This is a genomic window from Flavobacterium sp., assembly GCF_036782315.1.
Classification (GTDB): Bacteria; Bacteroidota; Bacteroidia; order Flavobacteriales; family Flavobacteriaceae; genus Flavobacterium.
This window is the reverse complement of the sequence record NZ_DAIPZK010000009.1, coordinates 1-23,896: the sequence shown is the minus strand read 5'-3', so window position 1 is coordinate 23,896 and position 23,896 is coordinate 1. Positions and strand designations below refer to the sequence as shown.

The 23,896-nt window shown below is 31.3% G+C and carries 24 protein-coding genes; 13 read left to right on the top strand and 11 right to left on the bottom strand.

Annotated features, from left to right (window positions below; genetic code table 11):
- From V7P59_RS08765 to V7P59_RS08750, 4 genes are all read left to right on the top strand, one after another.
- On the top strand, window positions 1–1,364 hold a 1,364-nt coding region (locus tag V7P59_RS08765; protein WP_333809792.1), incomplete at its 5' end, for a gliding motility-associated C-terminal domain-containing protein.
- A gap of 29 nt (window positions 1,365–1,393) precedes the next feature.
- Window positions 1,394–2,302, top strand: coding sequence for a PorP/SprF family type IX secretion system membrane protein (locus V7P59_RS08760; RefSeq protein WP_333809791.1), 909 nt, complete (start codon window positions 1,394–1,396; stop codon window positions 2,300–2,302).
- A gap of 11 nt (window positions 2,303–2,313) precedes the next feature.
- Window positions 2,314–4,221 (top strand): OmpA family protein, encoded by a 1,908-nt coding sequence (locus V7P59_RS08755; protein ID WP_333809789.1) that lies wholly within the window; start codon window positions 2,314–2,316, stop codon window positions 4,219–4,221.
- 149 nt (window positions 4,222–4,370) lie between these two features.
- A complete protein-coding gene (locus V7P59_RS08750) occupies window positions 4,371–4,847 on the top strand; it encodes a hypothetical protein (protein ID WP_333809788.1) in 477 nt (158 codons plus the stop codon).
- 113 nt (window positions 4,848–4,960) lie between these two features.
- Here V7P59_RS08750 and V7P59_RS08745 read toward each other — a convergent pair whose 3' ends face one another.
- Together V7P59_RS08745 and pdxH are read right to left on the bottom strand one after the other, a co-directional pair.
- On the bottom strand, window positions 4,961–5,455 hold the full coding sequence (locus V7P59_RS08745; RefSeq protein WP_333809787.1) for a CAP domain-containing protein: 495 nt from the start codon (window positions 5,453–5,455) through the stop codon (window positions 4,961–4,963).
- Between the two features lie 241 nt (window positions 5,456–5,696).
- Window positions 5,697–6,341, bottom strand: coding sequence for a pyridoxamine 5'-phosphate oxidase (gene pdxH, locus V7P59_RS08740; protein WP_333809786.1), 645 nt, complete (start codon window positions 6,339–6,341; stop codon window positions 5,697–5,699).
- A 116-nt stretch (window positions 6,342–6,457) separates the two neighbouring features.
- On the opposite strand from pdxH, the gene V7P59_RS08735 reads away from it, so the two are divergent.
- The 3 genes from V7P59_RS08735 to V7P59_RS08725 are packed head-to-tail and all read left to right on the top strand — an operon-like array spanning window position 6,458 to window position 7,913.
- Window positions 6,458–7,000: an RNA polymerase sigma factor gene (locus V7P59_RS08735; RefSeq protein ID WP_333809785.1), complete on the top strand. Its 543-nt coding sequence runs from the start codon at window positions 6,458–6,460 to the stop codon at window positions 6,998–7,000.
- Window positions 7,001–7,030: 30 nt separating this feature from the next.
- A complete protein-coding gene (locus V7P59_RS08730; protein ID WP_333809784.1) occupies window positions 7,031–7,453 on the top strand; it encodes a hypothetical protein in 423 nt (140 codons plus the stop codon).
- Between the two features lie 10 nt (window positions 7,454–7,463).
- The gene (locus V7P59_RS08725; RefSeq protein ID WP_333809783.1) at window positions 7,464–7,913 is read left to right on the top strand and encodes a sensor of ECF-type sigma factor; all 450 of its coding nucleotides are present in this window, start codon (window positions 7,464–7,466) and stop codon (window positions 7,911–7,913) included.
- Between the two features lie 73 nt (window positions 7,914–7,986).
- On the opposite strand, the gene V7P59_RS08720 is transcribed toward V7P59_RS08725, so the two are convergent.
- Window positions 7,987–9,006 (bottom strand): WD40/YVTN/BNR-like repeat-containing protein, encoded by a 1,020-nt coding sequence (locus V7P59_RS08720; RefSeq protein WP_333809782.1) that lies wholly within the window; start codon window positions 9,004–9,006, stop codon window positions 7,987–7,989.
- 158 nt (window positions 9,007–9,164) lie between these two features.
- Here V7P59_RS08720 and V7P59_RS08715 point away from each other — a divergent pair, with 158 nt between their 5' ends.
- The 3 genes from V7P59_RS08715 (at window position 9,165) to V7P59_RS08705 (ending at window position 12,762) form a co-directional block, all read left to right on the top strand.
- Complete coding sequence (locus V7P59_RS08715; protein WP_333809781.1) at window positions 9,165–10,328, top strand: hypothetical protein; 1,164 nt, start codon at window positions 9,165–9,167, stop codon at window positions 10,326–10,328.
- An 85-nt stretch (window positions 10,329–10,413) separates the two neighbouring features.
- Window positions 10,414–11,628: an RsmB/NOP family class I SAM-dependent RNA methyltransferase gene (locus V7P59_RS08710; RefSeq protein ID WP_333809780.1), complete on the top strand. Its 1,215-nt coding sequence runs from the start codon at window positions 10,414–10,416 to the stop codon at window positions 11,626–11,628.
- A gap of 6 nt (window positions 11,629–11,634) precedes the next feature.
- Window positions 11,635–12,762, top strand: a complete 1,128-nt coding sequence (locus tag V7P59_RS08705) for an endonuclease (RefSeq protein WP_333809779.1) — start codon at window positions 11,635–11,637, stop codon at window positions 12,760–12,762.
- 121 nt (window positions 12,763–12,883) lie between these two features.
- Here the strand turns inward: V7P59_RS08705 and V7P59_RS08700 are convergent, their stop codons facing one another.
- The 8 genes from V7P59_RS08700 to V7P59_RS08665 all read right to left on the bottom strand — a co-directional run bounded on the left by V7P59_RS08700 (window position 12,884) and on the right by V7P59_RS08665 (window position 21,650).
- Window positions 12,884–13,585 carry a sulfite exporter TauE/SafE family protein gene (locus V7P59_RS08700; protein WP_333809778.1) on the bottom strand — a complete coding sequence of 234 codons (702 nt, stop codon included), beginning with the start codon at window positions 13,583–13,585 and terminating at the stop codon, window positions 12,884–12,886.
- A gap of 63 nt (window positions 13,586–13,648) precedes the next feature.
- Entirely contained in the window at window positions 13,649–14,098 is a 450-nt protein-coding gene (locus tag V7P59_RS08695; RefSeq protein WP_333809777.1) for a FixH family protein, read from the bottom strand.
- 15 nt (window positions 14,099–14,113) lie between these two features.
- Window positions 14,114–15,532 carry a cytochrome c oxidase accessory protein CcoG gene (ccoG, locus tag V7P59_RS08690; protein ID WP_333809776.1) on the bottom strand — a complete coding sequence of 473 codons (1,419 nt, stop codon included), beginning with the start codon at window positions 15,530–15,532 and terminating at the stop codon, window positions 14,114–14,116.
- 66 nt (window positions 15,533–15,598) lie between these two features.
- Window positions 15,599–16,534, bottom strand: coding sequence for a cbb3-type cytochrome c oxidase N-terminal domain-containing protein (locus V7P59_RS08685; protein ID WP_333809775.1), 936 nt, complete (start codon window positions 16,532–16,534; stop codon window positions 15,599–15,601).
- 103 nt (window positions 16,535–16,637) lie between these two features.
- On the bottom strand, window positions 16,638–16,808 hold the full coding sequence (locus tag V7P59_RS08680) for a cytochrome c oxidase subunit IV (protein ID WP_026726108.1): 171 nt from the start codon (window positions 16,806–16,808) through the stop codon (window positions 16,638–16,640).
- 5 nt (window positions 16,809–16,813) lie between these two features.
- On the bottom strand, window positions 16,814–18,991 hold the full coding sequence (ccoN, locus tag V7P59_RS08675; RefSeq protein WP_333809774.1) for a cytochrome-c oxidase, cbb3-type subunit I: 2,178 nt from the start codon (window positions 18,989–18,991) through the stop codon (window positions 16,814–16,816).
- A gap of 2 nt (window positions 18,992–18,993) precedes the next feature.
- Window positions 18,994–19,191 carry a cbb3-type cytochrome oxidase assembly protein CcoS gene (ccoS, locus tag V7P59_RS08670; RefSeq protein ID WP_333809773.1) on the bottom strand — a complete coding sequence of 66 codons (198 nt, stop codon included), beginning with the start codon at window positions 19,189–19,191 and terminating at the stop codon, window positions 18,994–18,996.
- A gap of 83 nt (window positions 19,192–19,274) precedes the next feature.
- The gene (locus V7P59_RS08665) at window positions 19,275–21,650 is read right to left on the bottom strand and encodes a heavy metal translocating P-type ATPase (protein ID WP_333809772.1); all 2,376 of its coding nucleotides are present in this window, start codon (window positions 21,648–21,650) and stop codon (window positions 19,275–19,277) included.
- A 110-nt stretch (window positions 21,651–21,760) separates the two neighbouring features.
- On the opposite strand from V7P59_RS08665, the gene V7P59_RS08660 reads away from it, so the two are divergent.
- The 3 genes from V7P59_RS08660 to V7P59_RS08650 all read left to right on the top strand — a co-directional run bounded on the left by V7P59_RS08660 (window position 21,761) and on the right by V7P59_RS08650 (window position 23,821).
- Window positions 21,761–22,438 carry a Crp/Fnr family transcriptional regulator gene (locus tag V7P59_RS08660; RefSeq protein ID WP_333809771.1) on the top strand — a complete coding sequence of 226 codons (678 nt, stop codon included), beginning with the start codon at window positions 21,761–21,763 and terminating at the stop codon, window positions 22,436–22,438.
- A gap of 185 nt (window positions 22,439–22,623) precedes the next feature.
- Window positions 22,624–22,977, top strand: coding sequence for a hypothetical protein (locus V7P59_RS08655; protein WP_333809770.1), 354 nt, complete (start codon window positions 22,624–22,626; stop codon window positions 22,975–22,977).
- Window positions 22,978–23,194: 217 nt separating this feature from the next.
- Window positions 23,195–23,821, top strand: coding sequence for a hypothetical protein (locus V7P59_RS08650; protein ID WP_333809769.1), 627 nt, complete (start codon window positions 23,195–23,197; stop codon window positions 23,819–23,821).
- Window positions 23,822–23,896 lie beyond the last annotated feature (75 nt).

Below are 23,896 nucleotides of genomic sequence, written 5' to 3'. Positions count from 1 at the left end.
GTGGAAATTCATCTTCTACATCAGCAACATTTACCATTATTGATAATACTAATCCAACAATCACAACTCAAGCTTCTAATTTGGAAGTGCAATGTGATGGCGCTGGAAATACCGCTGCTCTAAACGCGTGGTTGGCTTCTAATGGTGGTGCTTCAGCAACTGATGTTTGTTCAGCGGTGACTTGGAGTAATAATTTTACTTCCGTTTCTGATACTTGTGGGGCAACAGGTGCAGCAACTGTGACGTTCACCGCTACTGATAATTGTGGAAATTCATCTTCTACATCAGCAACATTTACCATTATTGACAACACTAATCCGTTTTTCACAAGCGAATTACCACAAAATATTAGTGTTTCTTGTGATGCGATTCCGAATCCAGCAAATATGACAGGTTCGGATAATTGTGGAGCCGTTACAATAACAGTTTTAGATGCTATTAATAGAGAAGGGTTTGATTGTGAAGGAGAATATATCATTAACAGAACTTGGACCATAACTGATAGCTGCAATAACAGTTCGAGTTATACACAAGTTATTACAGTATTTGATACTACTCCTCCATTGCTAACAACTCCTATTGCATCAGAAATTAGCGTATCATGTTCTGAAATACCTCCAGTACCCGAATTAGGTTTTACAGATAATTGTTCAGGAATTCAAGGTGTAGTTTTTAATGAAACTTCAACTATAATTTCAATTTATGCATATGTTATTGTAAGAGAATGGACAATCTCTGATAATTGCGGAAATGAAGCCAATTTCACACAAACAATTAACGTAAGTGTTGAAGAACCTTTTGATGCAATTCCGTTTGCAATTTGTATAGAAGAAGAACCTATCGATTTATTTACTATATTAGACAATTCAATTCCTACAAATGGAGAATGGCATGAAGTTACTAATTCAGGTGGATTAACAGGAAATATTTTTGATCCTTCGAATGTAACTTTAGGATATTACACATTACAGTATATAGTTGAATTAGAAGACAATACATGTCCAATGATTTATGAAATATACTTAAATGTTAACGCCGATTGTGTTGTTTTAGCAGCTTGTGACATAACTGTTTATAATGCAGTTTCACCAAATGCTGATAACTCAAATGACATTTTTTTCATTGACGGACTTGAATGTTATCCAAATAATACAGTAGAAATTTATAATAGATGGGGAATTTTAGTCTATGACGTACAAGGTTATGATAATAATCTTAAATCATTCAAAGGCGTATCTGAAGGTAAAAATACCATTAATAAAAATGAACTTTTACCAGATGGAACCTATTTTTATATTCTGAAATATACCGATACAGAAAATAAAAATCACGACCGATCAGGATATTTATACCTTAACCGTTAATAGATTAATGTAACTTAAATACAAACAAGATGAAAACGATACTAACAATAATTTGTGCATCCATGTTGTTTAGTTTTAGCTATTCACAACAAGATTCTCAATACACACAATATATGTATAATACAACTTTAGTAAACCCTGCTTATGCGGGTTCTAGAGAAACACTAACTGCTTTTTTACTTTACAGAAATCAGTGGGTTGGATTAGATGGCGCTCCAGTTACGAATAATTTTTCAGCAAGTTCACCATTAGGCGATTCAAACTTTGGAGTTGGATTAAATTTTGTGAATGATAAAATTGGTCCTGTAACTGAAAATGAAATTTCAGTTGATTTAGCTTACTTTATTCAAATTTCAGAAAATTATAAATTATCAGTAGGACTAAAAGGGACGGCTAATCTTTTTAATTTAGATGTGAATAAATTACGAATTTACGATCCGCTAGATCCTCAATTTCAAAATGTTGATACCGAATTTTCTCCTAATGTAGGGGCTGGAATGTATTTATTCTCCGATAAAACATATTTTGGTTTATCAGTTCCTACTTTCTTTGAATCATATCGATACAACGACAATAACGTACAAATTACAAAAGAAAAAATGCACTTTTACTTTATTGCGGGACATGTATTTACCCTAAGTGAAAATATCGATTTTAAACCTGCTTTATTAACTAAAGCTGTTGAAGGAGCACCATTACAAACCGATATAACTGCCAATTTTCTGTTTTTTGACAAACTTACTCTTGGAGCTGCTTATCGATGGGATGCCTCTATAAGTGCTTTGGCTGGATTTCAAATTTCAGATTCGTGGTTTATTGGATATGGATATGATATGGAAACCTCTAAACTATCTAATTATAACTCGGGATCACATGAAATATTTCTGCGCTATGAATTTTTCAACAGAAGTAGAGTTTCAGCACCTAGATTCTTTTAAATTATCTGATTATGAAAACAATTTACACAATCGTATTCGCCTTGAGTATCGCAATTGGTGCTTTCGGACAAGGAGCTAAGCTAAATAAAGCAGACAAAAAATATGATAAATATTCTTATATAGATGCCATTGAGATATATGAAAAAGTTGCTGAAAAAGGATATAAATCGGTTGATTTGTTTCAAAAATTAGGGAATGCTTATTATTTCAATGGTGAATTAGATAAAGCTTCCAGATGGTATGGCGAATTATTTACTTTAAATCAAGAAGTGGATCCAGAATACTATTTTAGATATGCCCAAGCTCTAAAAGCTGATGGAAACTATGAAAAATCGAATCAGTACATGGAATTATTTGCTCAAAAAACAGATGATTCTAGGGGAAAGTTATTCGAGGAGAATAAAAATTATTTAAAAAATATTGAAGCCAATTCAGGAAAATACACCATGGATAAAACAGCTATTAATTCCGAGTTTTATGATTATGGTCCCTCCTTTTTAGGCAATCAAATTGTTTTTACTTCATCGAGAAGTGAAGGTAATTTATATTCAAAAATTCATGATTGGACAAAACAAAATTTCACTGATTTATTCGTAGCTACTTTAGATAACGAAGGAAAATTAGGAAGTGTAGAAAATTTTTCGAAAAACGTTAATACCAAATTTAATGAATCCTCACCCGTTTTTACCAAAGATGGAAAAATCATGTATTTTACCCGAAATAATTATAACGATGGTAAAAAAAGAAAAAGTGACACAAAAGTTGTCATGGAGAAAATTTACAAAGCAGAACTAATCAATGGGGAATGGACAAACATTAAAGAACTTCCTTTTTCAAATGATAATTACAAAACGGCACACCCTGCTTTAAGTCCAGATGAAAAAACACTATATTTTGCGTCTGATATGCCCGGAAGTTTTGGAAATTCTGATTTATACAAAGTATCAATAGATTCAAAAGGTAATTTTGGAAAACCAGAGAATTTGGGTCCAACTATCAATACAGAAGGAAGAGAAACTTTTCCATTTGTAGATGCAAACAATAATTTATTTTTTGCATCTGATGGTCATCCTGGCTTAGGGGGATTAGATATTTTTGAAGCAAAATATACTAATAATACATTTGAAAAACCCGTTAACATAGGTAAACCGTTAAACAGTTCTATGGATGATTTTGGTTATGTAACCAATAAAGATGGTTTAGGTTTTTTCTCTTCAAATAGAGATGGAGGAAATGGTTTTGATGACATTTATACTTTTAATGTTTGTATGCATACTTTAACGGGATTTATCACTGACATTGATACTAAAGAAATTCTTCCTAACGCAAAAGTAATATTGTTTGATGATAAAATGAATAAAATTACTGAAACTATTACTTCAGAAAAAGGTAGTTATTCATTTAAAATTGAATGCAATAAAAAATATTATATTAGAGCTTCAAAAGAAGAATATGAAACAAATGAAAAATCTTTTGGACCTGTCACAAAAACTGGAGAATCTAAATTAGATATCGAATTAAAACGAAATATTTTCCCAGTTGAAGTAGGAACTGATTTGGCTAAAATATTAGATGTTAGTATTATTTATTTTGATTTAGACAAATGGAACATTCGTCCAGATGCTGCAGAAGATTTAGAAAAAATTATTGCTGTAATGGAAAAATATCCTAATATGACAATTGCTATTCGCTCTCATACTGATAGCCGACAAACGCACAAATACAACGAATTGTTATCAGACAGAAGAGCAAAATCTACCTTAGAATTTATGGTTAAAAATGGAATAAAACGAAACCGATTAACAGCTAAAGGATTTGGAGAAACGCAATTAGTAAACAATTGTGCTGACGACGTTCCGTGTAGCGAAGCTGAACATCAAAAAAATAGACGAAGTGAGTTTATCGTTTTAAAAATGTAACCTACACACATATCTATACGTTTTGAGGAAAAGCAGTGGTTGAATTTCAATTGCTGCTTTTTTTATGTAGTAAAAGTTATATATATTTGATGATATATGCTAACGCTATTTAGCAATAATATTTTAAAACTATCTACAAATCAACAACTATGAAACTAAAAATTTTTTTATCAATATTATTTATATCATTTAGTTCTATTGCTCAAAAAAGCAGAAATATAGATTTCGTCAATTTTAAATATAATGTTTCTATTAGAGCTTTTTCTGGAGTTGAAATTTCAATTTATGAAGACCGAACATATAATAAAACAACATATAAATTAGAAGCCAAATATTTTGAACATACCAAAAAAAAGAAAAAGAAAATTGAGATAAGTGAAGAAGATTTTAATAAAATTATACAATCTATATGCAAAATAAATAATTCAGATTTAGTTGAAAATTTTGTTTCAGGTTTGGACGGTTCAACTTCAGAACTTGAATTTGGAATGTTTTTATTTAATTCTATAAAGTTTGAATTATGGAGTGTTCATAAAAACCAAATTAACAGTAATCTTAAGAACTTTATTGAAACAATACAACTGATATTAGAAGTTGCTGAAATTAAAATAGAAGACTATAATTAATACTTTTTCTAACAGCGGTTGTTTCAAAAGAAATCCACAAAACATTAATACCAACAAAAAAGCAGCTATTTCTCTCAAAACAGCTGCTTTTTTTATAAACAAACATGAAATCCTTATTTCTTAATAAACATATTAGTATAGTATCTTTTGCCTTCTTCATCTACTTTAATAGCAGCTCCAAAGTGAGTATAATCTCCTTCTAAATTTGCTTTATGACTTGGACTGTTTATCCAAGCATTAACAGTTGCTCTAGCAGTAGAATAAGCATAGGCTACGTTCTCTCCTACTCGGTAAGCACCTAGCACTGCTTGTAAGTTTGTTTTTCTTTCATTAAAACCTTCATGAGTAACGGTTCTAGTAGCTAACATATAATCGTTATGCTCAGAAGATTTGTATGAAATATGTTCTATAATTGCTAATGGGTTTAAGCCTATAGAAACACGATATGCATTTACTTCGTCTAGTAATTCTAATTCTGCGGCTGAATGGGTATAACTTTTTGCTGATTCGTTAGTAGGGTTGGCAGCACTTTCACTGTCTGATGAACAAGAGGTTAATGAAACAATGGTAAAAATAAGAGCTAGAGAGTTGATCATTAATTTTTTCATGTGTAGAGAGTTTTTTTATTAGTTGTTGTGTTAATAAATCATAAAAAATCGATTAAGTGATTGATTAACAGGACAAATGTACAAAAAGAACGACGAGGGGCAAATAAAATCGATGAAACACATCAAATTTTAACATTTTAAACATTTGAATATCAATTACTTAAAACTTTACTTACAGTAATAAAAAAATCCTAAGTTAAAAAACTTAGGATTTTGTATTATATAATTAAAATATTGATTATCAAGGAGATAATCTTTCTATTTTCCAATCGTAATTGTTGGTTAATTGATAACGAATTCTATCATGTAAACGGTTAGGTCTTCCTTGCCAAAACTCCACTTCAACAGGACGCACTAAAAAGCCACCCCAATGCGCTGGACGCAAAATTTCTTTTCCCTCCCACTCTTTTTCTAATTGCTTTAAATTTTCCTCTAAAAACTCACGATTTGGTATCACTTCACTTTGAGGCGAAACTATTGCACCTAGTTTACTACCATCTGGTCGTGATGCAAAATAATTATCAGATATTTTTTCTGGCGTTTTTTCAGCAATTCCTTTAATAATAACTTGGCGTTCTACCATAGGCCAGAAGAAAGATAAACATACATTCGGATTATTTAAAATGGCTTTTCCTTTCTCCGAATTGTAATTGGTGTAAAAGATAAAACCTTCCTCATTAAATTTTTTAAGCAATACTACTCGAGCTTTCGGGAAACCATCTAAACCTATGGTAGTAACAGTCATCGCATTCACTTCTTCAGCAGCATTCAAATCTTCTGCTTCGTAAAACCAACGATGAAATAAATTAATGGGATCTTCTGGAATTTGAGTTTCTAATAATTCGCTTTTCTCGTATGATTTTCTATAATTGCTTAAATCTTTCATAATGGTGTTAATTTCAACAAAGCAAAGTTACAAAGGGAAACTTGTTTTTTTACTAAAACAAAAATTAAAATTAAACCTTTTTGAATATCTTTAGTCTTATAAACAAATATCGCATTTTGCAAGACGAAAAAGCTTTCATTTCCGAATTACTAAACCCAAAAACGCAGAATGAAGCGTTTCGAAAGCTATTGCAATTGTATCAAAAACCATTGTATTATCATATCCGAAACATGGTGTTGAATCATGATGATGCCGATGATGTACTTCAAAACACGTTTATAAAAGTATTTGGCAATCTAAAAAATTTTAAAGGCGATAGTAAGTTGTATTCTTGGATGTATCGAATTGCAACAAATGAAACCATTACTTTTATGCAACAACGAGCAAAAAAGCAAGGAATTTCTAACGAAGAAGCGCAACAAAAAGCAATTAATAAATTAGAAAGTGATGTTTTTTTTGAGGGTGATGAAATTCAATTAAAATTACAAAAAGCTATTGCTATTTTACCAGAAAAACAACAAATAGTATTTAAAATGAGGTATTTTGAAGAGTTAAAATATGAAGAGATGTCAGAAATTCTGGAAACTTCTGTCGGAGCTTTAAAAGCAAGTTATCACATAGCAGTTAAGAAAATAGAAGAATTTTTACATACACATTAAACCTTTACATATAATTTTTGTCCAATAGATATGAAACCTTTTAATTTAGAAAATAAAAACGAAATAAAATCGGGATTTAAAGTTCCAGATAATTACTTTGAGCAATTTGAAGCTAAAATGATGGATCAAATTTCGACCGAAAGCCAACCAAAAATTGTTTCTTTATTTTATAGAAAACAAGTATGGATAAGTGCTATTGCTGCTGTATTTTTAATTGCAATTGCTATTCCGGTTTATTTCAATATGGCAAATGAAAGAAGTTTAGATGCTATCACAATTGAAAATTATTTAATTCAACAACAAGGTGTTGGTATTACCGAACTTTCAAAACATTTAACTGATGAAGATATTGTAGCTTTGCGAAATAATTTATCTCTTAACGAATCGCATTCTGATGCCGTTGAAGATTATTTGTTAGAAGCCGAAAACTTAGATTACTATATTAATGAATAAATTTACAAACATGAAAACGAAATTAATTTTCCCAATTATACTATTGCTGATTTCCTCTTTATCTTTTGCACAAGATTTTAAAGAAAAAAGAGAAAAGGTTAAAGCTTTAAAAGTAGCTTATATTACTGAACAATTAGAATTAACTACCGAAGAAGCTCAAAAATTTTGGCCTATTTACAATGCTTTTGATGAAAACCAAGCCGAATTACGCCATGAAAAAATGCGTGCGATTTTAGATCGTTTTAGACCTGGTAGTGTAGATAAATTGAGTGAAAAAGAAGCTTCAAATTTGTTAATTCAAATGGAAAGCCTGGAAGAAAATCTATTCAATTTAAGGAAAAAATTTATTAAAGATTTGCAAGGTGTTATCAGCGCAAAAAAAATAATCAAACTAAAAAAAGCAGAAGAAGATTTTAATAGAGAATTATTAAAACAAATGCGAGAAAGAAGACGAGATTAATTAGCATAACATTTAAAAAAGCGCTTAATACTTCTATTGAGCGCTTTTTTATTTTATTTTATTTTATTCTATTTTATTTTATTTCAAATCGAACCAACTTATTTCTTCCAGTAGCATAAAACACTTTCTCTGATTCAAATCGAAATGTAAAAAAATCTTTATCATCTGAGAATTTAATCCAACTTTTGCCAAAATTATCCGAGTAAAACATACCGGTTCCTCCTACCGAAAATATTTTTTTCCCTTTGCTATTGGGCACAAATTGTATACATGAAGCATACCCAAAAGCTTCTTTTTCTGCAATTAAATTCCAAGTTTTTCCACCATCTTTAGTAAGAGCTTTGTTGGCCCAATTTTGGTTTTGTTTTTCGTAATTTCCACCGGTAATTATCCCAATTTTTTCATTGTAAAAATCAGCTGTAAAAATTCCAGTCATGGTTTCACCTTGTACAATGGGCGTTTCATAAACTTTCCAAACTTTACCAAAATCATTAGAAACAAAAACACGTGATTTCTTTCCACCCGAAACCATAAAGATAGATTTTCCTCTAATTATTAAATTAGTATTACTTGTTGCAAAAGCAGCTTCACCTTCGGCAATTTTTGGTAAAACATCACAATTTATTTTTTGCCACGTTTTTCCTCCATCATTAGTTTTTATAAATGCTAAACAATTTTCAATAGGATCACCCATAGCAAAACCGTTTAAATCATCAACAAACTGCATACTATCATAAAAAACTTTTTCGTGTTCTTCTTTGTAAACAATAGTTTCGATTAACGTTTTCTTATCAATACGAATCAACATAGCCGGATTTCCAACAGCCAATATAAAAATGGCTTCTTTTGTTCCGGCTATACTTCTAAATTCAGTTGGGCGAGCAACTGAAGCGATTTCTTTTATAATGGTTGTATCTTTTCTCTTATCATAAAAGCCATATCTGCCTTTATCCATTCCCATCCATATCTTTTCATTATCCACATAAATAGCTCTACAACTCATTTTTGTATCCAAAAGTAAAGTCGATTGAATTTTTTTGCTTTGAGCAAATGCAGAAATAGTTATTAGTAAAAAAAATAGATGTTTTTTCATTAGTGATGTTTTATTTTCAAATATAGTTTGAAATGTTTCAATGAAAAAATATATTTTGCAACATTTTAATTATCAACACATTAAATTAAATTAATAAACTTTGGCATAGTAATTGGTTTATAAATATAAAATATTAGAATCCCTAAAATGAATATATTATGAAAACGAAATTCATACATCTGAGCTTAGTGACATTATTGACGATAAGTTCAATTTTTGCACAAGAAAAAACTACAGTGACTGCAAAAAATTCAGACATTAGTGATAATTTAGATTTAAGAGCGGTTGCAACTGTTTTTGGTGATGCCAAAGACTTAGAAGACTTTGAAAGACGCTTGAATGATCCTAAAACTCAAATTTCAAATTTGGATTTGAATAATGATAATTATGTTGATTATTTGAGAGTTATTGAAACAGTTGAAGGAAACGTACATTTAATAGTAGTTCAGGCTGTTTTAGATAAAGATGTTTATCAAGATGTGGCTACAATTGAGGTAGAGCGCGATAGTAATAACAAAGTACAAGTACAAGTTGTAGGTGATGTTTATATGTATGGAGCTAATTACATTTATGAACCTGTATATGTTTATACACCCGTAATTTATACAACTTTTTGGGTAAGCAATTATCATCCTTATTACTCATCATGGTATTGGGGTTATTATCCAAGTTATTACTATTATTGGAATCCGTTCCCAATTTTTAGATATAGAAATCATATTCATGTACATATTAATTTTGGTCATACTTACCATTATGTTACACACAGAAGATGTGCTGTAGTATATAACAATTATTATGGAAGAAGAGGAAATGGATATGAACGAAGATATCCAAACCGTTCGTTTGCACAACGAAATGCAGGTTACTCAAACCGATATGAATTAGACTCTCGAAGAAATACCAATTCACCAAGAAGTAGAAGCGAAATATCTTCAAATTCTACCAGAGGAAATCGTGAAACTCGAGCTACACAAGGCAACACTCCAAGAACAAGAACAGAAGCTACTACACCAAGAAATAATGGAAATAGAGCTAATTCAGGCACAAGAGTTACTACTGATAATAGAGGTAATTCGCCAAGGGTAGCCAATGATAATAGAGGTCGAAATGAAAGTACAAGAGCCAACAGTGGAAGAGAATTTTCAGAAAGATCAAATAATTCACCAAGAGAAAGTGGTTCTGTTTCTAATTCAGGAAATAGAGGTAATTCTGAAGTAAGAAATAGTCCATCAAGAGGAAACTCACAACCAAGAAGTAGCGCACCTAGAGGCAATTCTAATTCAAGAAGTTCCGAAGGAAGAGGTAACGGAAGAGGATAAATATTAAAGCTGTCAAATTTGACAGCTTTTTTATTTTAATTCGTATCTTTGCCTCCCGAATTCTCGGAATGATTTAAAATAAATAATGAGATTACACAGAAATTTAGTATTCACAACTATAGATTCGCTAATGGCGATTTTTAATGAAGAGGAATACGCTGATAAAGTGGTTGCTAGAGCACTTAAGAAAGACAAACGTTGGGGAAGTCACGATAGAAAATTCGTAGCCGAAACCATTTATGAAATCGTAAGATGGAAACGTTTATATGCTGAAATTGCTGAAGTTAAAGAACCTTTTGATCGAGATAAAATTTGGAGAATATTTGCTGTTTGGGCTGTATTGCGTGGCTATACACTACCCGATTGGAAATATTTTGAAGATACCCCTGTAAGAAGAATAAAAGGAAAATTTGACGAATTATCTAAAATTAGAAAATACAGAGAATCCATTCCTGATTGGATGGATGATTTAGGCGTTAAAGAATTAGGCGAAGAGAAATGGACCAAAGAAATTGCCGCTCAAAATGAACAAGCAAAAGTAATTTTGAGAGTCAATCGTTTAAAAACAACCAAAGAAAAATTAAGGGCTATCTTAATGGATTTGAATATTGAAACCGAGTTTCACAATGATTATCCAGATGCATTAATTTTAAAAGAGAGAGCCAATGTTTTTTTAACCGATGCTTTTAAAGATGGTTTATTTGAAGTTCAAGATGCTTCATCACAATTAGTAGCTTATTTTTTAGATGTTCAGCCAGGAATGCGAGTTGTTGATACTTGTGCGGGAGCAGGTGGAAAAACTTTGCATTTGGCTTCATTGATGGAAAATAAAGGACAATTAATTGCAATGGATTTATATGAAAGTAAATTAAAGCAATTAAAAATCAGAGCTAAAAGAAACGGCGCTTTTAACATCGAACCTAGAGTTATCGAAAGTACAAAAACAATTAAAAAATTACACGAAAAAGCAGACAGAGTCTTAATTGATGCTCCATGTAGTGGTTTAGGAGTTTTAAAAAGGAATCCTGATAGTAAATGGAAATTACAACCTGAATTTGTTGATAATATTCGTAAAGTTCAGGCTGAAGTGTTAGAAAATTATTCAAAAATTGTAAAACCGGGCGGAAAATTAGTGTATGCTACTTGTTCTGTGTTACCTTCTGAAAATCAAGAACAAATTAAGCAATTCTTAAGCACAGAGATTGGAAAAGAATTTACTTTTGTAGAAGATAAAAAAGTATTGGCCAGTGAAAGTGGATTTGACGGGTTTTACATGGCGCTATTGGAAAGAAAAAAATAAAATTATATGAAAAAACATTACTTACTAACGCTTTTATTGAGTTCAATAATAGGTTGGGCACAAATTCCTACTGGATATTATAGTTCTGCAACTGGTTCAGGATATGCATTGAAAACTCAATTAAGAAAGATTATTGATGATGTAAATGATGGTTTAACAAACGAACGTTTATCTATTGATCCAGGTTATGCTGCTTTATATACGACTTATCAAACATCTGATGTAAAACCAAATGGTAGAGTTTGGGATATGTATTCTAATTGTGATTTTATCTTTGGAACGGTAGCGAATGGAGGTCAACAAGATAATGGAACAAATCCGAGTGGAGAATGTCAACTTTTTAATAGAGAGCATACAATTCCACAAAGTTATTTTGGTAATGGAGTTGTTCCGATGTATTCAGATGCTCACTTTGTAATACCTTCAGATAAAATTGTAAATGCAACTCGTGATGATTTTCCTTATGGAAGAGTTGGAACTGCAACTTACACTTCTGGTAATGGTTCTAAAAAAGGAAATAACTTAAATTCTGGATATTCAGCAGGATATGCATTAACAGTTTTTGAACCTATCGACGAATATAAAGGTGATATTGCAAGAATTATGTTTTACTTTGTAACACGTTACGAAAGTCAGTTAAGTTCTTTTTTTACTACAAGTTCATCTACTTCAAAAGTGATGTTTGATGGTTCAACTGGAAAATCTTTTAGTGATACTTTTTTAAATATCTTTCTTACTTGGCATATCCAAGATCCTGTAAGTCAAAAAGAAATTGACAGAAATAATGCTATTTACGCACGTCAAAACAATAGAAATCCTTTTATTGATACTCCTGCATATGTTTGTCAAATTTGGTCAACGCAATGTGCTGCTTTAGCGTCTGAAAATTTTGTATTAGAAAATACGGTTTCTATTTATCCAAATCCTGCTATTAATAATGAAGTTACAATTTCTTCTGAAAAAGAATTGAAATCGATTTTATTATTTAACATTAATGGACAAATTATTCAAGAGATAAAAAATCCAACTCGTGTTGACAATACATATAAAGTAACTAATTTACCTAGCGGATTTTATTTAGTTCAAATGGCATCAGAAAATGCTGTAGCTACTAAGAAAGTCATTGTAAACTAAAAATTACATTATAAAAAAATATAAAAGTCTCTTCATTTATTTGATGGGACTTTTTTTATGCAATAAAAAAGAGTACTGAAGATTAACTTTAGCACTCTTTTACCCTATTAACTAAAAATATTTAATGACAATTGGCTTCTGATTGTACAAATAAACTCATATTACTTGGTGATAAATATGGAATATCTAATCCTAAACCTCTTATAATAAATAACATTCCAATAATAACTGCAACTACTGGTATTGCTTTTTGAATGGTTCCTCTAAATGAAAAAGAAAGTAAATTAGAAACATATACTACAGCTGATAGCATAGGTATAGTTCCAATCCCAAACAAAATCATATACAAAACACTTAATGAAATACTTTGCATGGCAATAGCTCCAAAAAGCGCAACATATACCATTCCGCAAGGTAAAAAACCATTTAATAATCCAATAGTAAATAACGATTTGTAGCTTTTGTTTTTAAACTGTTGGCCTAAACTCGATTTTACTTTTGTAATGATTCTATAAATTGGTTTTGAAAAATTGTACTTGGCAAATACTCGTTCTGGTATTACCGCTACCATAATCATTAAAATTCCAACGATTATAGAAAGTTGTTGTTGTATTCCGGCTAAATAGAAACTTCTACCTAAAAGTCCGAATATTAAACCTAAAGTTCCGTAAGCCGTTAATTTACCAATGTGATATGTAATAATTTGAGTTACTTTTTTAGCTTCATTGCTTCTATCTACAGGTAACATCATAGCAATTGGACCGCACATTCCTATGCAGTGAAAACTACTGATTAAACCAAATATCAAAGCCGAGTATAACATCAATTATAAATTTCAAATTCAATCCCGAAGCTACGAGATAAGTTCAAATTCAAAAGAAAGAAATTATTCCATTCTAAATGAATCTTTATTTAAAAATTTCACACCATCATATTCCCAATCAATAGAAATGTCCCAAAGACCGTCAGCCAAATTACTTTTAGGTATGAGCAAATGTGGACTAGATAATGAAATCGGAATTTCAAAATCTAATTTCTGACTAGACGGTCTATATAAGGACACTTTTCCATTTATTTTAGAATAATCAAAATCTGTAGGAAAGTTAATTTTTATGCCTTCTGTTGTTTTTTCAATAATTACTTTGTTTACTAATGCGCTAGCATTTTGTTGTCTGTCAATATCTTCTTGAACTGTTGCTTCTTTTTTGTAATAATCTTCCACAACTAATTCGTGATCATATTTATCATTGGATTGCACTTTAAAAACATAAGACAAAATAAATGTCATAAAAAGCGCAAAAGCAATAACGATTCCGGTTCCCCAATTAAATTTCATATATTAATTCTATTTTTAATTAAAGTTTCTTGGTCCTTGGAAATTAGTTGTTGTTTCTTCAATCAACTTTTCTCCATTATATAATTCTAATTTTAAATGTACTTTTTCTTCTTTTAGCAAACTTTCTGGAATATCAATGTATAATGTTCCACTAGCTAAACCTTGTTTTGGAATTTTAATAACTGGACTTCCCACTAATTTTATTTCTCCTTTATAATTGACAATTTTAACAGTAACATTATCAAATTCTTGTTCTGTTTTATTGACAATTTTATAAGTGTAGAAGTTTCGAATGTTTTCACCATTGTGTTGGAATAATTGTCCAGACATTGGTAAGAAATTGGCTTCTACATCATTTCGTAAGAACAACATTCCGATTAAAACGCCTACTAACAAAGTTAAAACGGCGATATAACCTTTCATTCGAAGTGTTAACTTAAACTTTTCTTTCTTAACGATTTCATCTTCACTTGCATAGCGGATCAATCCTTTTGGTAATCCTACTTTTTCCATTATAACATCACATTCATCAATGCAAGCCGTACAGTTGATACATTCTAACTGAGTACCGTTTCGGATGTCAATTCCAGTTGGACAAACCACCACGCATTGGTTACAATCGATACAATCTCCGTGACCTAATGCAGTTCTGTCTTCACCATTTCTCCATTTTTTTCTTCCGTTGGTTCCTTCTCCTCTTACATGGTCATAAGTTACATTAATGGATTTGTTATCCAATAGAACCCCTTGCATTCTTCCGTAAGGACAGGCTATGATACAAACTTGCTCTCTAAACCAAGCGAATACAAAATAGAATACACCGGTAAAAATTAATAAAGCAATTAGCGTACTTAAATTACTTGTTGGTCCTTCGGTAATCATCTTGATAAGTTCGTCACTGCTAATCAAATAAGCTAGAAAAACATTGGCAATGAAGAATGAAAAAATAAAAAAGATAGTCCATTTTGTAACTCTTTTTCTTATTTTTTCAGCATCCCATTTTTGTTTTGCTAATCGCATTTGAGCCCCTCTGTCACCATCAATCCAATATTCGATACGTCTGAAAACCATTTCCATGAAAATAGTTTGCGGACAAAACCAACCACAAAAAATACGTCCGAAAGCCACCGTAAATAAAGTCAGCCCTACTACTCCAACAATCATTGAAATAACAAACAAATGAAAGTCTTGAGGCCAAAATGCAAATCCGAAAATACTAAAACGTCTTTCGAGTACATTAAACATCAAAAACTGATTTCCATTAACTTTAATAAAAGGCGAAGCAATTAAAAAAACCAAAAGAAAATAACTTAGCAATTTTCTTTTATCATAAAAAGGGCCAGAAGGTTTTTTAGGATAAATAAAATTTCTTTTCCCTTCTGCATTAATTGTTGCAATGGTATCTCTAAAACTTTCGTCTGGTAAATTTGACATAATTATGCAATTTTTAGTTTAAAAAAGGTTTTGAGAAATTCTCAAAACCTTTTTATGCACTAGTTATTATTTTGCAGGTGTATCTACTTTAGTAGAATCTACAACAGTTGCTGCTGCAGGCTCTGCAGTTTCTTTCCAAATTTCTCCTTCTGGAGCTTTTGCTCCTGCTGGATTAGTACCTTTTAAGGTTAAGATATAACTTGCAATACTTTGAATATCTTTTGAAGATAAATTAGATTTCCAAGCCACCATTGAAGGATTGTTTTTACTTCCTTCAGAAATTAATTTGAAGATGTTTTTAATACCTCCACCATTAATCCAATGATCATCGGTTAAATTTGGTCCTACTAAACCTCCACCGTCTGCTTTATGACAAGCTGCACAAGCATTCGTAAAAATTTCTTTTCCTTTAGCTAAACTTGCAGCATCTGTTAAAGCTACTACTGTTTCGTAACTTACTTCATCAGCAGGATCTTTTGGTAATTTAGATTTTTCTAATTCTGCTAATTCAACTTCTTTGTTAAATTCTTCAGCTTGCGTATAATCTCCAACAATATGGAATCGTACTAAATATACCGCAGCGAAAATAATGGTTCCATAGAACAAATACACCCACCATGGTGGTAATACATTGTCTAACTCTTTGATACCATCGTAATCATGATCTAACATGATATCTTCTTCTCTTTCTATTTCTTTAGAACGAGTTAATTTACTAACGATATTTTGGTACCATTTACTTTCAGTAAAAGAAACAGATTGCGCTTCTGCTAATTGTTTCTTTTGTTCATCTGTTAAAAGATGATACGTTACTTTATCAACTGCATCGATTACAATTTCGATTGCAATTAATAAAAATAGGAACACTCCTAAAAACAAAGCTACCATTGGAAACTTTATAAATGCTGGCCTGTCTCCTGAATCGATAAAATATTCCAAAGCTGCAAATACTACTGCAAACAGTAATGGAACTCTTACGTATGATGGAATTAATTTTTTCATTTGTTGAAAATTTTGATGTTATGAGAACCTGAACAACCACGATACTACCCAAAAATTACAAAACATCATGGTTGTATCAGTTTCTCGCAAATTATAATTATAACTATTCGTCGTTTAAAGGCATTTCACTAATTTCTTTGATTTTTTCTTTGCTATATGTAAATGCCCAAATAGTGAACAATACAAAAGCAGTAAAGAAAATCGTCAACGAAATGATTGGATAAATATCTACTCCTGCAATAGTTTCCAAATTATGTTTAATGAACTTTAGCATAACTTTTATTTTTTAACTTGAGTATCAGTACCTAATCTTTGTAAGTAAGCAATCAACGCTACAATTTCTCTATCTTTTAATGGAGAAGCTGTTTCTTTTCCAAATGATTTCTTAATTTCAGGATTTGCTAATAAATTAGTTTCAATTTTAGTAGCTTGTTCCTCCATATGTTTAAGAGCATTATTAATATCGGCTTCAGAATAAGGAACTCCTAAAGTTACCATAGTTCTCATTTTATCTTGAGTTGATGATTTGTCTAACTCATTTTTAATTAACCATTGATATCTTGGCATGATTGATTTTTCATTTAACCCTTGAGGATCGTACATGTGGTTAAAATGCCATACATCATCTCTACCTCCATTGAAAGGTTTTCCTTTAACACCTTCACGAGCTAAGTCGGGACCTGTACGTTTTGAACCCCACAAGAATGGATGGTCATAAACAAATTCACCCGCTTTTGAATAATCACCATAACGCTCTACTTCGGAACGGAACGGACGAACCATTTGAGAGTGACATCCCACACAACCTTCTCGAATGTATAAATCTCTTCCTTCTAATTCAAGCGGTGTATATGGTTTTACTGACGATATAGTTGGAATATTAGATTTTACTAAAATCGTTGGTAAAATTTGAATCAAACCTCCAATTAAAATAGCAACTGTAGTTAAAATCATGAATTGAACTGGTTTTCTTTCTAACCAAGAGTGTAATTTTTCACCTTTTAAACGGTTTGGAGAAATTACCGCTAAAGCTGGAGCTTCTGCTAATTCATTTTCAACTGGAGCACCTTGTTTTACTGTTCTAATGATATTGTAAACCAATACAATTACACCAACTAAATACAATGTTCCACCCACAGCACGCATCCAATACATTGGCATTAATTCGGTCACTGTTTCAAGGAAGTTACCATATTGTAAAGCACCTCCATCTGGTTTAAATTGTTTCCACATAGAAGCCTGAGTAAATCCAGCAACATACATTGGAAGCGCATATAAAATAATACCTAAAGTACCAATCCAGAAATGGAAATTCGCTAATTTTTCAGAGAATAATTTTGTTTTAGTCATTCTTGGAATTAACCAATAAATCATACCAAATGATAAGAAACCATTCCAAGCTAAAGCTCCAACGTGAACGTGAGCAATAATCCAGTCTGTAAAGTGGGCAATAGCATTAACGTTTTTCAATGATAACATTGGACCTTCAAAAGTTGCCATACCATAACCTGTAATTGCTACAACAAAGAATTTTAATACGGCATCAGTACGAACTTTATCCCAAACACCTCTTAAGGTTAATAAACCATTGATCATACCTCCCCAAGATGGTGCAATTAACATTACAGAGAAAACAACTCCTAAGTTTTGAGCCCAATCTGGTAAAGCAGAATACAATAAGTGGTGAGGTCCAGCCCAAATATAAATGAAGATTAACGACCAAAAGTGAATAATAGATAATCTATAGGAATACACAGGACGATTTGCTACTTTAGGAACAAAGTAATACATCATACCTAAGAATGGAGTTGTTAAGAAGAATGCAACCGCATTGTGTCCGTACCACCATTGTACTAAAGCATCTTGAACACCAGCATAAACAGAATATGATTTCATTCCTGATAACGAAACTGGTAATTCTAAACTGTTGAAAATGTGAAGTACTGCAACTGTTACAAACGTAGCAATGTAAAACCAAATAGCTACATAAATATGACGCTCTCTTCTTTTAATAATGGTTCCAATCATGTTGATACCAAATACCACCCAAATAAGTGCAATTGCAATATCAATTGGCCATTCTAATTCAGCATACTCTTTTGATGTTGTATACCCTAAAGGTAGTGTTATAGCTGCAGCAACAATGATTAATTGCCAACCCCAAAAGTGAACTTTACTTAAAAAGTCACTCATCATTCTAGTCTTTAATAAACGTTGCATTGAGTAATAAACTCCTGCAAACATGGCGTTACCAACGAAGGCAAAGATTACCGCATTGGTATGTAAAGGTCTTAAGCGTCCAAAACTTAAAAACGATATACCGCTGGTTAAGTTTGGAAACAAAAATAGGAAAGCTAATATAAGCCCCACTAACATCCCCACTACACCAAAGACTATACTAGCGTAGAGGAAATTCCTTACAATTTTGTTGTCGTAATAAAATTGTTGCTTCTCCATAATTAGATTGATTTTTGTTTTTCTGTTTGTATTAATTTGTTAGGATTTTCTTTTTTCACTACTTCATCGTCAAAAAGCATTCTGACAGATGGTGTATAATCATCATCGTATTGCCCACTCTTAACTGCTTTTATAAAAGCAACTAAAAATGCGATTGCAACTACTATACTGATTGTGATTAATAAATAAATGACACTCATACCTTAATTTGTGTTAACAAAGTTACTTCCACACATTTTTATAAAACATGACTTTTATCATGTATTAAAATTTTCTTAAATAATTACTTCTTATAAGCAAATAAATTAGTCATTATAGTTACAAAACTTACAATAGTTATGGTACTCAACGGCATAATAATGGCTGCTACAATAGGATCTAATTTTCCTGTTACGGCATAACTTAGTCCTACCACATTATAAAGTAAAGACAAACCAAAACTCATATAAATGGTCATCATAGCATTCTTAGAATAGCGCATAAAAAAGGCAATTTTATCAAATTGGGTTGCATCTAAAATACCATCACAGGCTGGTGAGAATACATTTACATTTTCAGAAATAGATAATCCTAGATTACTTTGTGCTAATGCTCCAGCATCGTTCAACCCATCTCCTACCATCATGACGTTTTTCCCTTCTTTTTGTAATTGTTCAATGTATTGCAATTTTTGTTCAGGTTTTTGATTGAAAACTAAAGTGGTTTTAGCAGGCAACATTTTTTCTAAAATTCTTCTTTCCCCATCATTATCACCAGATAGAACTACTAAATTGTAATGTTTCGATAAATCATTAAACAATTCCTCTAATCCTTTTCTGTATTGATTATTGAACACGTAACTTCCTTTGTAAATTCCATTGATTTCAACATGTACTTTGGTTTTCTTATGCGTGTTTTCAGTCATGGTTTTCAAAAATTGTGACGAACCTAATTTTACTGTATTTCCTTCAATTTCAGCAAAAATTCCTTTTCCAATGATTTCTTCAAAGCTTGAAGTTTCTAACTTTTCTTGGTTCGGAATGAAATCATACAATCTTCTACTCAAAGGGTGGTTTGAACCTCGTAAAACGTTCTTCAATAATCTTAGTTCGGAAGCGTTTAATTCCGTTCCTTCGTAAGTAATGGCTGTTTTTTTATTGGTTGTAATCGTTCCTGTTTTATCGAAAACGATTGTATCTACTTTGGCTAATTGTTCGACTACCAACGCATTTTTCAAGTATAATTTTCGCTTGCCTAGAATTCGCAACACATTTCCTAATGTAAACGGAGCCGTTAAAGCTAATGCACACGGACAAGCGACAATCAAAATTGCAGTGAAAACATTAAAAGCTGTTTGTACATCAATGAAAATCCAATACGTAAAAGAAACTACCGCTAAAACTAATAATGCTGGTGTGAAATAACGACTAATTCTATCGGTAATGTTTTTGTGCTGTTGTTCTACGCGTTTTTGGAAAACATCGTTGCTCCACAATTGCGTTAAGTAACTTTGGGAAACCGAAAACAATACTTCCATTTCGATAACTTTCCCCATTTGTTTTCCACCTGCGAAGACTTTATCTCCTGATTTTTTCTCAATCGGAACCGCTTCACCTGTAACAAAACTGTAATCAATTGATGCTTTTTCGGAAATTAAAATGCCATCTACCGGAATTAACTCTTGGTTACGAATCAATAATCGATCGCCTTTTTGAATATCATATACTTGAACCGATTCTTCTTCTCCGTTTGGCAACACTTTTGTAATTGCTATTGGAAAATACGATTTATAATCGCGCTCAAACGAAAGAAAATCGTAGGTTTTTTGTTGGAACAGTTTTCCTAATAACATGAAGAAAATTAATCCTGCCATACTATCGAAGAAACCTTGTCCGTAATCGAAAACGATATCAACCGTACTTCTTACGAACATCACTACAATTCCTAAAGCAATCGGAATATCAATATTCAACAAACCTGATTTTATGCTTTTCCAAGCGGAAACATAATAACCAGAAGCCGAATAAATAAAAGTTGGAAGCGATAATCCAAAAATCAACCAACGGAAAAATCCGCGATATTGATCAATCCAATATTCTTCTACTTCAAAATATTCGGGAAACGAAAGCAACATGATATTTCCAAAACAGAAAAACGCAACTCCTATTTTATAGATTAAAGTTCGGTCGACTTTTTTCTTGCCTTCATCAAAATTTTCTAAAGAAATATAAGGTTCATAACCAATCGAACTCAATAAATAGACAATATCTTTTAAAGAAGTTTGTTCGGGATTGAACGTAACTCGGACTTTCTTTTCGCCAAAATTAACTTGTGATGCGTTTATTCCTGGTTGAAGTTTTTGTAGATTTTCCAAAATCCAAATACACGAACTACAGTGTATATGAGGAATGTAGAGTGAAACAATATGTGTTGTACGCTCTTGGAATTCCAATAATTTTGTAACAATTTCTTCATTGTCTAAAAAGTCATATTTGCCCTGAATGTCTTGTGGTGTGGCGCCGGGTGCTGCCTGAAAATCGTAATAACACGTTAAGTCGTTTTGACTAAAAATTTCGTACACGGTTTTGCAACCATTGCAACAAAACTTTTTTTCGTCAAATACAATCTCGTCTTTTTTAATAATTTCATTACCACAATGGAAACAATTTTCTGTGTCCATAAATTTGCTCATTTTACCTGTGAACAAATTTCCAACATAACCTTAAAACAAAATATGATATTTATCATACTTTGATTATCTTTGTATTCAAACTCTAAACATTTCTTAAAATGAGTAAATGCGAACAGTGTATCGTAAGACAGTTTAGTTCGTTAAAGGCCTTAAACAAAGAAGAACTTCTTAGAATGGCCGATTGTAAAACTTCTTACACTATAAAAAAAGGCGAACCTATCTTTGAAGAAGGTGAAGTTACCAATGGAATTTATTGTGTTAAAGACGGTGTTTGTAAATTGTCGAAACTTAGCGATAATGGAAAAGATCAAATTGTAAAATTGGTAAAACCAGGCGAATTATTAGGTCAACGTTCAATGATTAGTGATGAGCCCGCTAATTTGAGTGCTGTAGCGCTGGAAGACATGGAAGTTTGTTTTATTCCGAGAAGTGAAATCATGCAGTTTTTTACGCAAAACAATCAGTTTTCTATGAATGTGATGCGCACTATTTGCGATGATTTAAAGGATGCCGATGATCACATGGTAAACATGGCGCAGAAAACCGTTCGCCAACGTTTAGCTGAAACTCTAATTTACTTAGAAGATACTTTTGGTAAAAACGAAGATGGTACCTTACACATTCAGTTGTCTAGAGAAGAATTAGCAGGAATGATTGGAACTGCAACTGAAAGTTGTATTCGCTTGCTTTCCGAATTAAATAAATCAGAATATATTGAGTTGATTGGAAAGAAAATCAAACTTTTAGATAAGAATAAATTAAAACGCTTAACATAAATGAATCCGCTGAAAAGCGGATTTTTTGTTGGGTGAAATTGTAAGATTTTTTTATTATTTTTGAAAATATAAAAATAAGCCAAATAAAAACAGTCAAAACTTTCGCCAATCTTGCCAAAACGGCATGAAAGTAGTTCGAGAGTTTCGCATATAAACTAGTTGTAAAACAGTTTAGAAATGAGAATATGAAAGCACCAATGTTTAATATAATTGACCCAAAAACAGAATTACAAATTGATATTCGTAATTTAATTTATGAACAATTAAAAACTTCTGAAAATCAATCAAAAACATCAGACAAACAATATAAGATTTCTATATTCTTAACTATAACTGCTATTTTTATTAGTTTAGTTCCAATAGCTACGGAATTTTTAATCGAAAAACCTAACTATAACGAAACCATAATCCGATTAACTGAAAGCCAATCAAAACTAACTGAAGAAGTATCAAGTATGTCCAATTATTTACTTGACCTTCAGAATCAAGTGCGAACTTTGGAGAAAGAAAACGAATTACTAAAACAAAAAAATAATTAAAATTCATAACTGAATTATTTAAAATTACTTGACACTTAAAAAAGGCGGACAAGTTAAACCTTATTAAAACCGATTTTACAACAGTGGTTTAGCAATAGTGCAAATATTTGAATTATCACGTTTCTAAAGAAACATAAAATTAATATCAAAAATTGCATTTCATTTGCTTGCACCATCGCTAAGCCACCAAACGTTGTGCGTCATTTAAAAACAACACATGAAATACATTAAACTGATATTAATTTTACTTTTTTTAAGTTCGTGTTCAACTAATAAATCAGTAGTTGGATTATATGGAGAATGTGAAAAAAGTTACTTTGCTTGTACTCAAATTGAGCTGAAATCTGATAACACTTTTGAATATTTTATTTTTTATGATGTTGGTGGCGTAAATATTTTAAAAGGGAATTGGAAAAAGATATCAAATGACTCTATTTCACTAAATACATTTGAACAACCAACTAATCCAAAAACTTCATATACTGGAATCGAAAATGGAAGCTCAGTAAAAAAAGTAAAAATTTCCGACAAGTATGGTCCGATAATACTTGCAAGTGTTTCTATAAATGATGACAACAAATGGAAAGAAACAGATATTAATGGATTTGTTGAATTTAATGAAAGTGAAATAAATACTATTTCTGTAATAAGTTTGGGGGTAAAAGAGAAAATTTTAGTCGAGAACAAGAATTTAGATGAAATTCACATAATAGTTAAAGATCCACAAACTGGTGTAATTCCAGAATATTTAGTTGATTATAAATTAAAGATTCGTAAAAATAAAATTTACATAACCGATAAACATAGACTTAAGAAAACCATTATTACAAACAAACAATGGTAAAAAAAACGAACGCACAACAACGGTAACTGTTGCACAACTACCATTTTCTCAAAACAATTTACAAAAACATAAAAA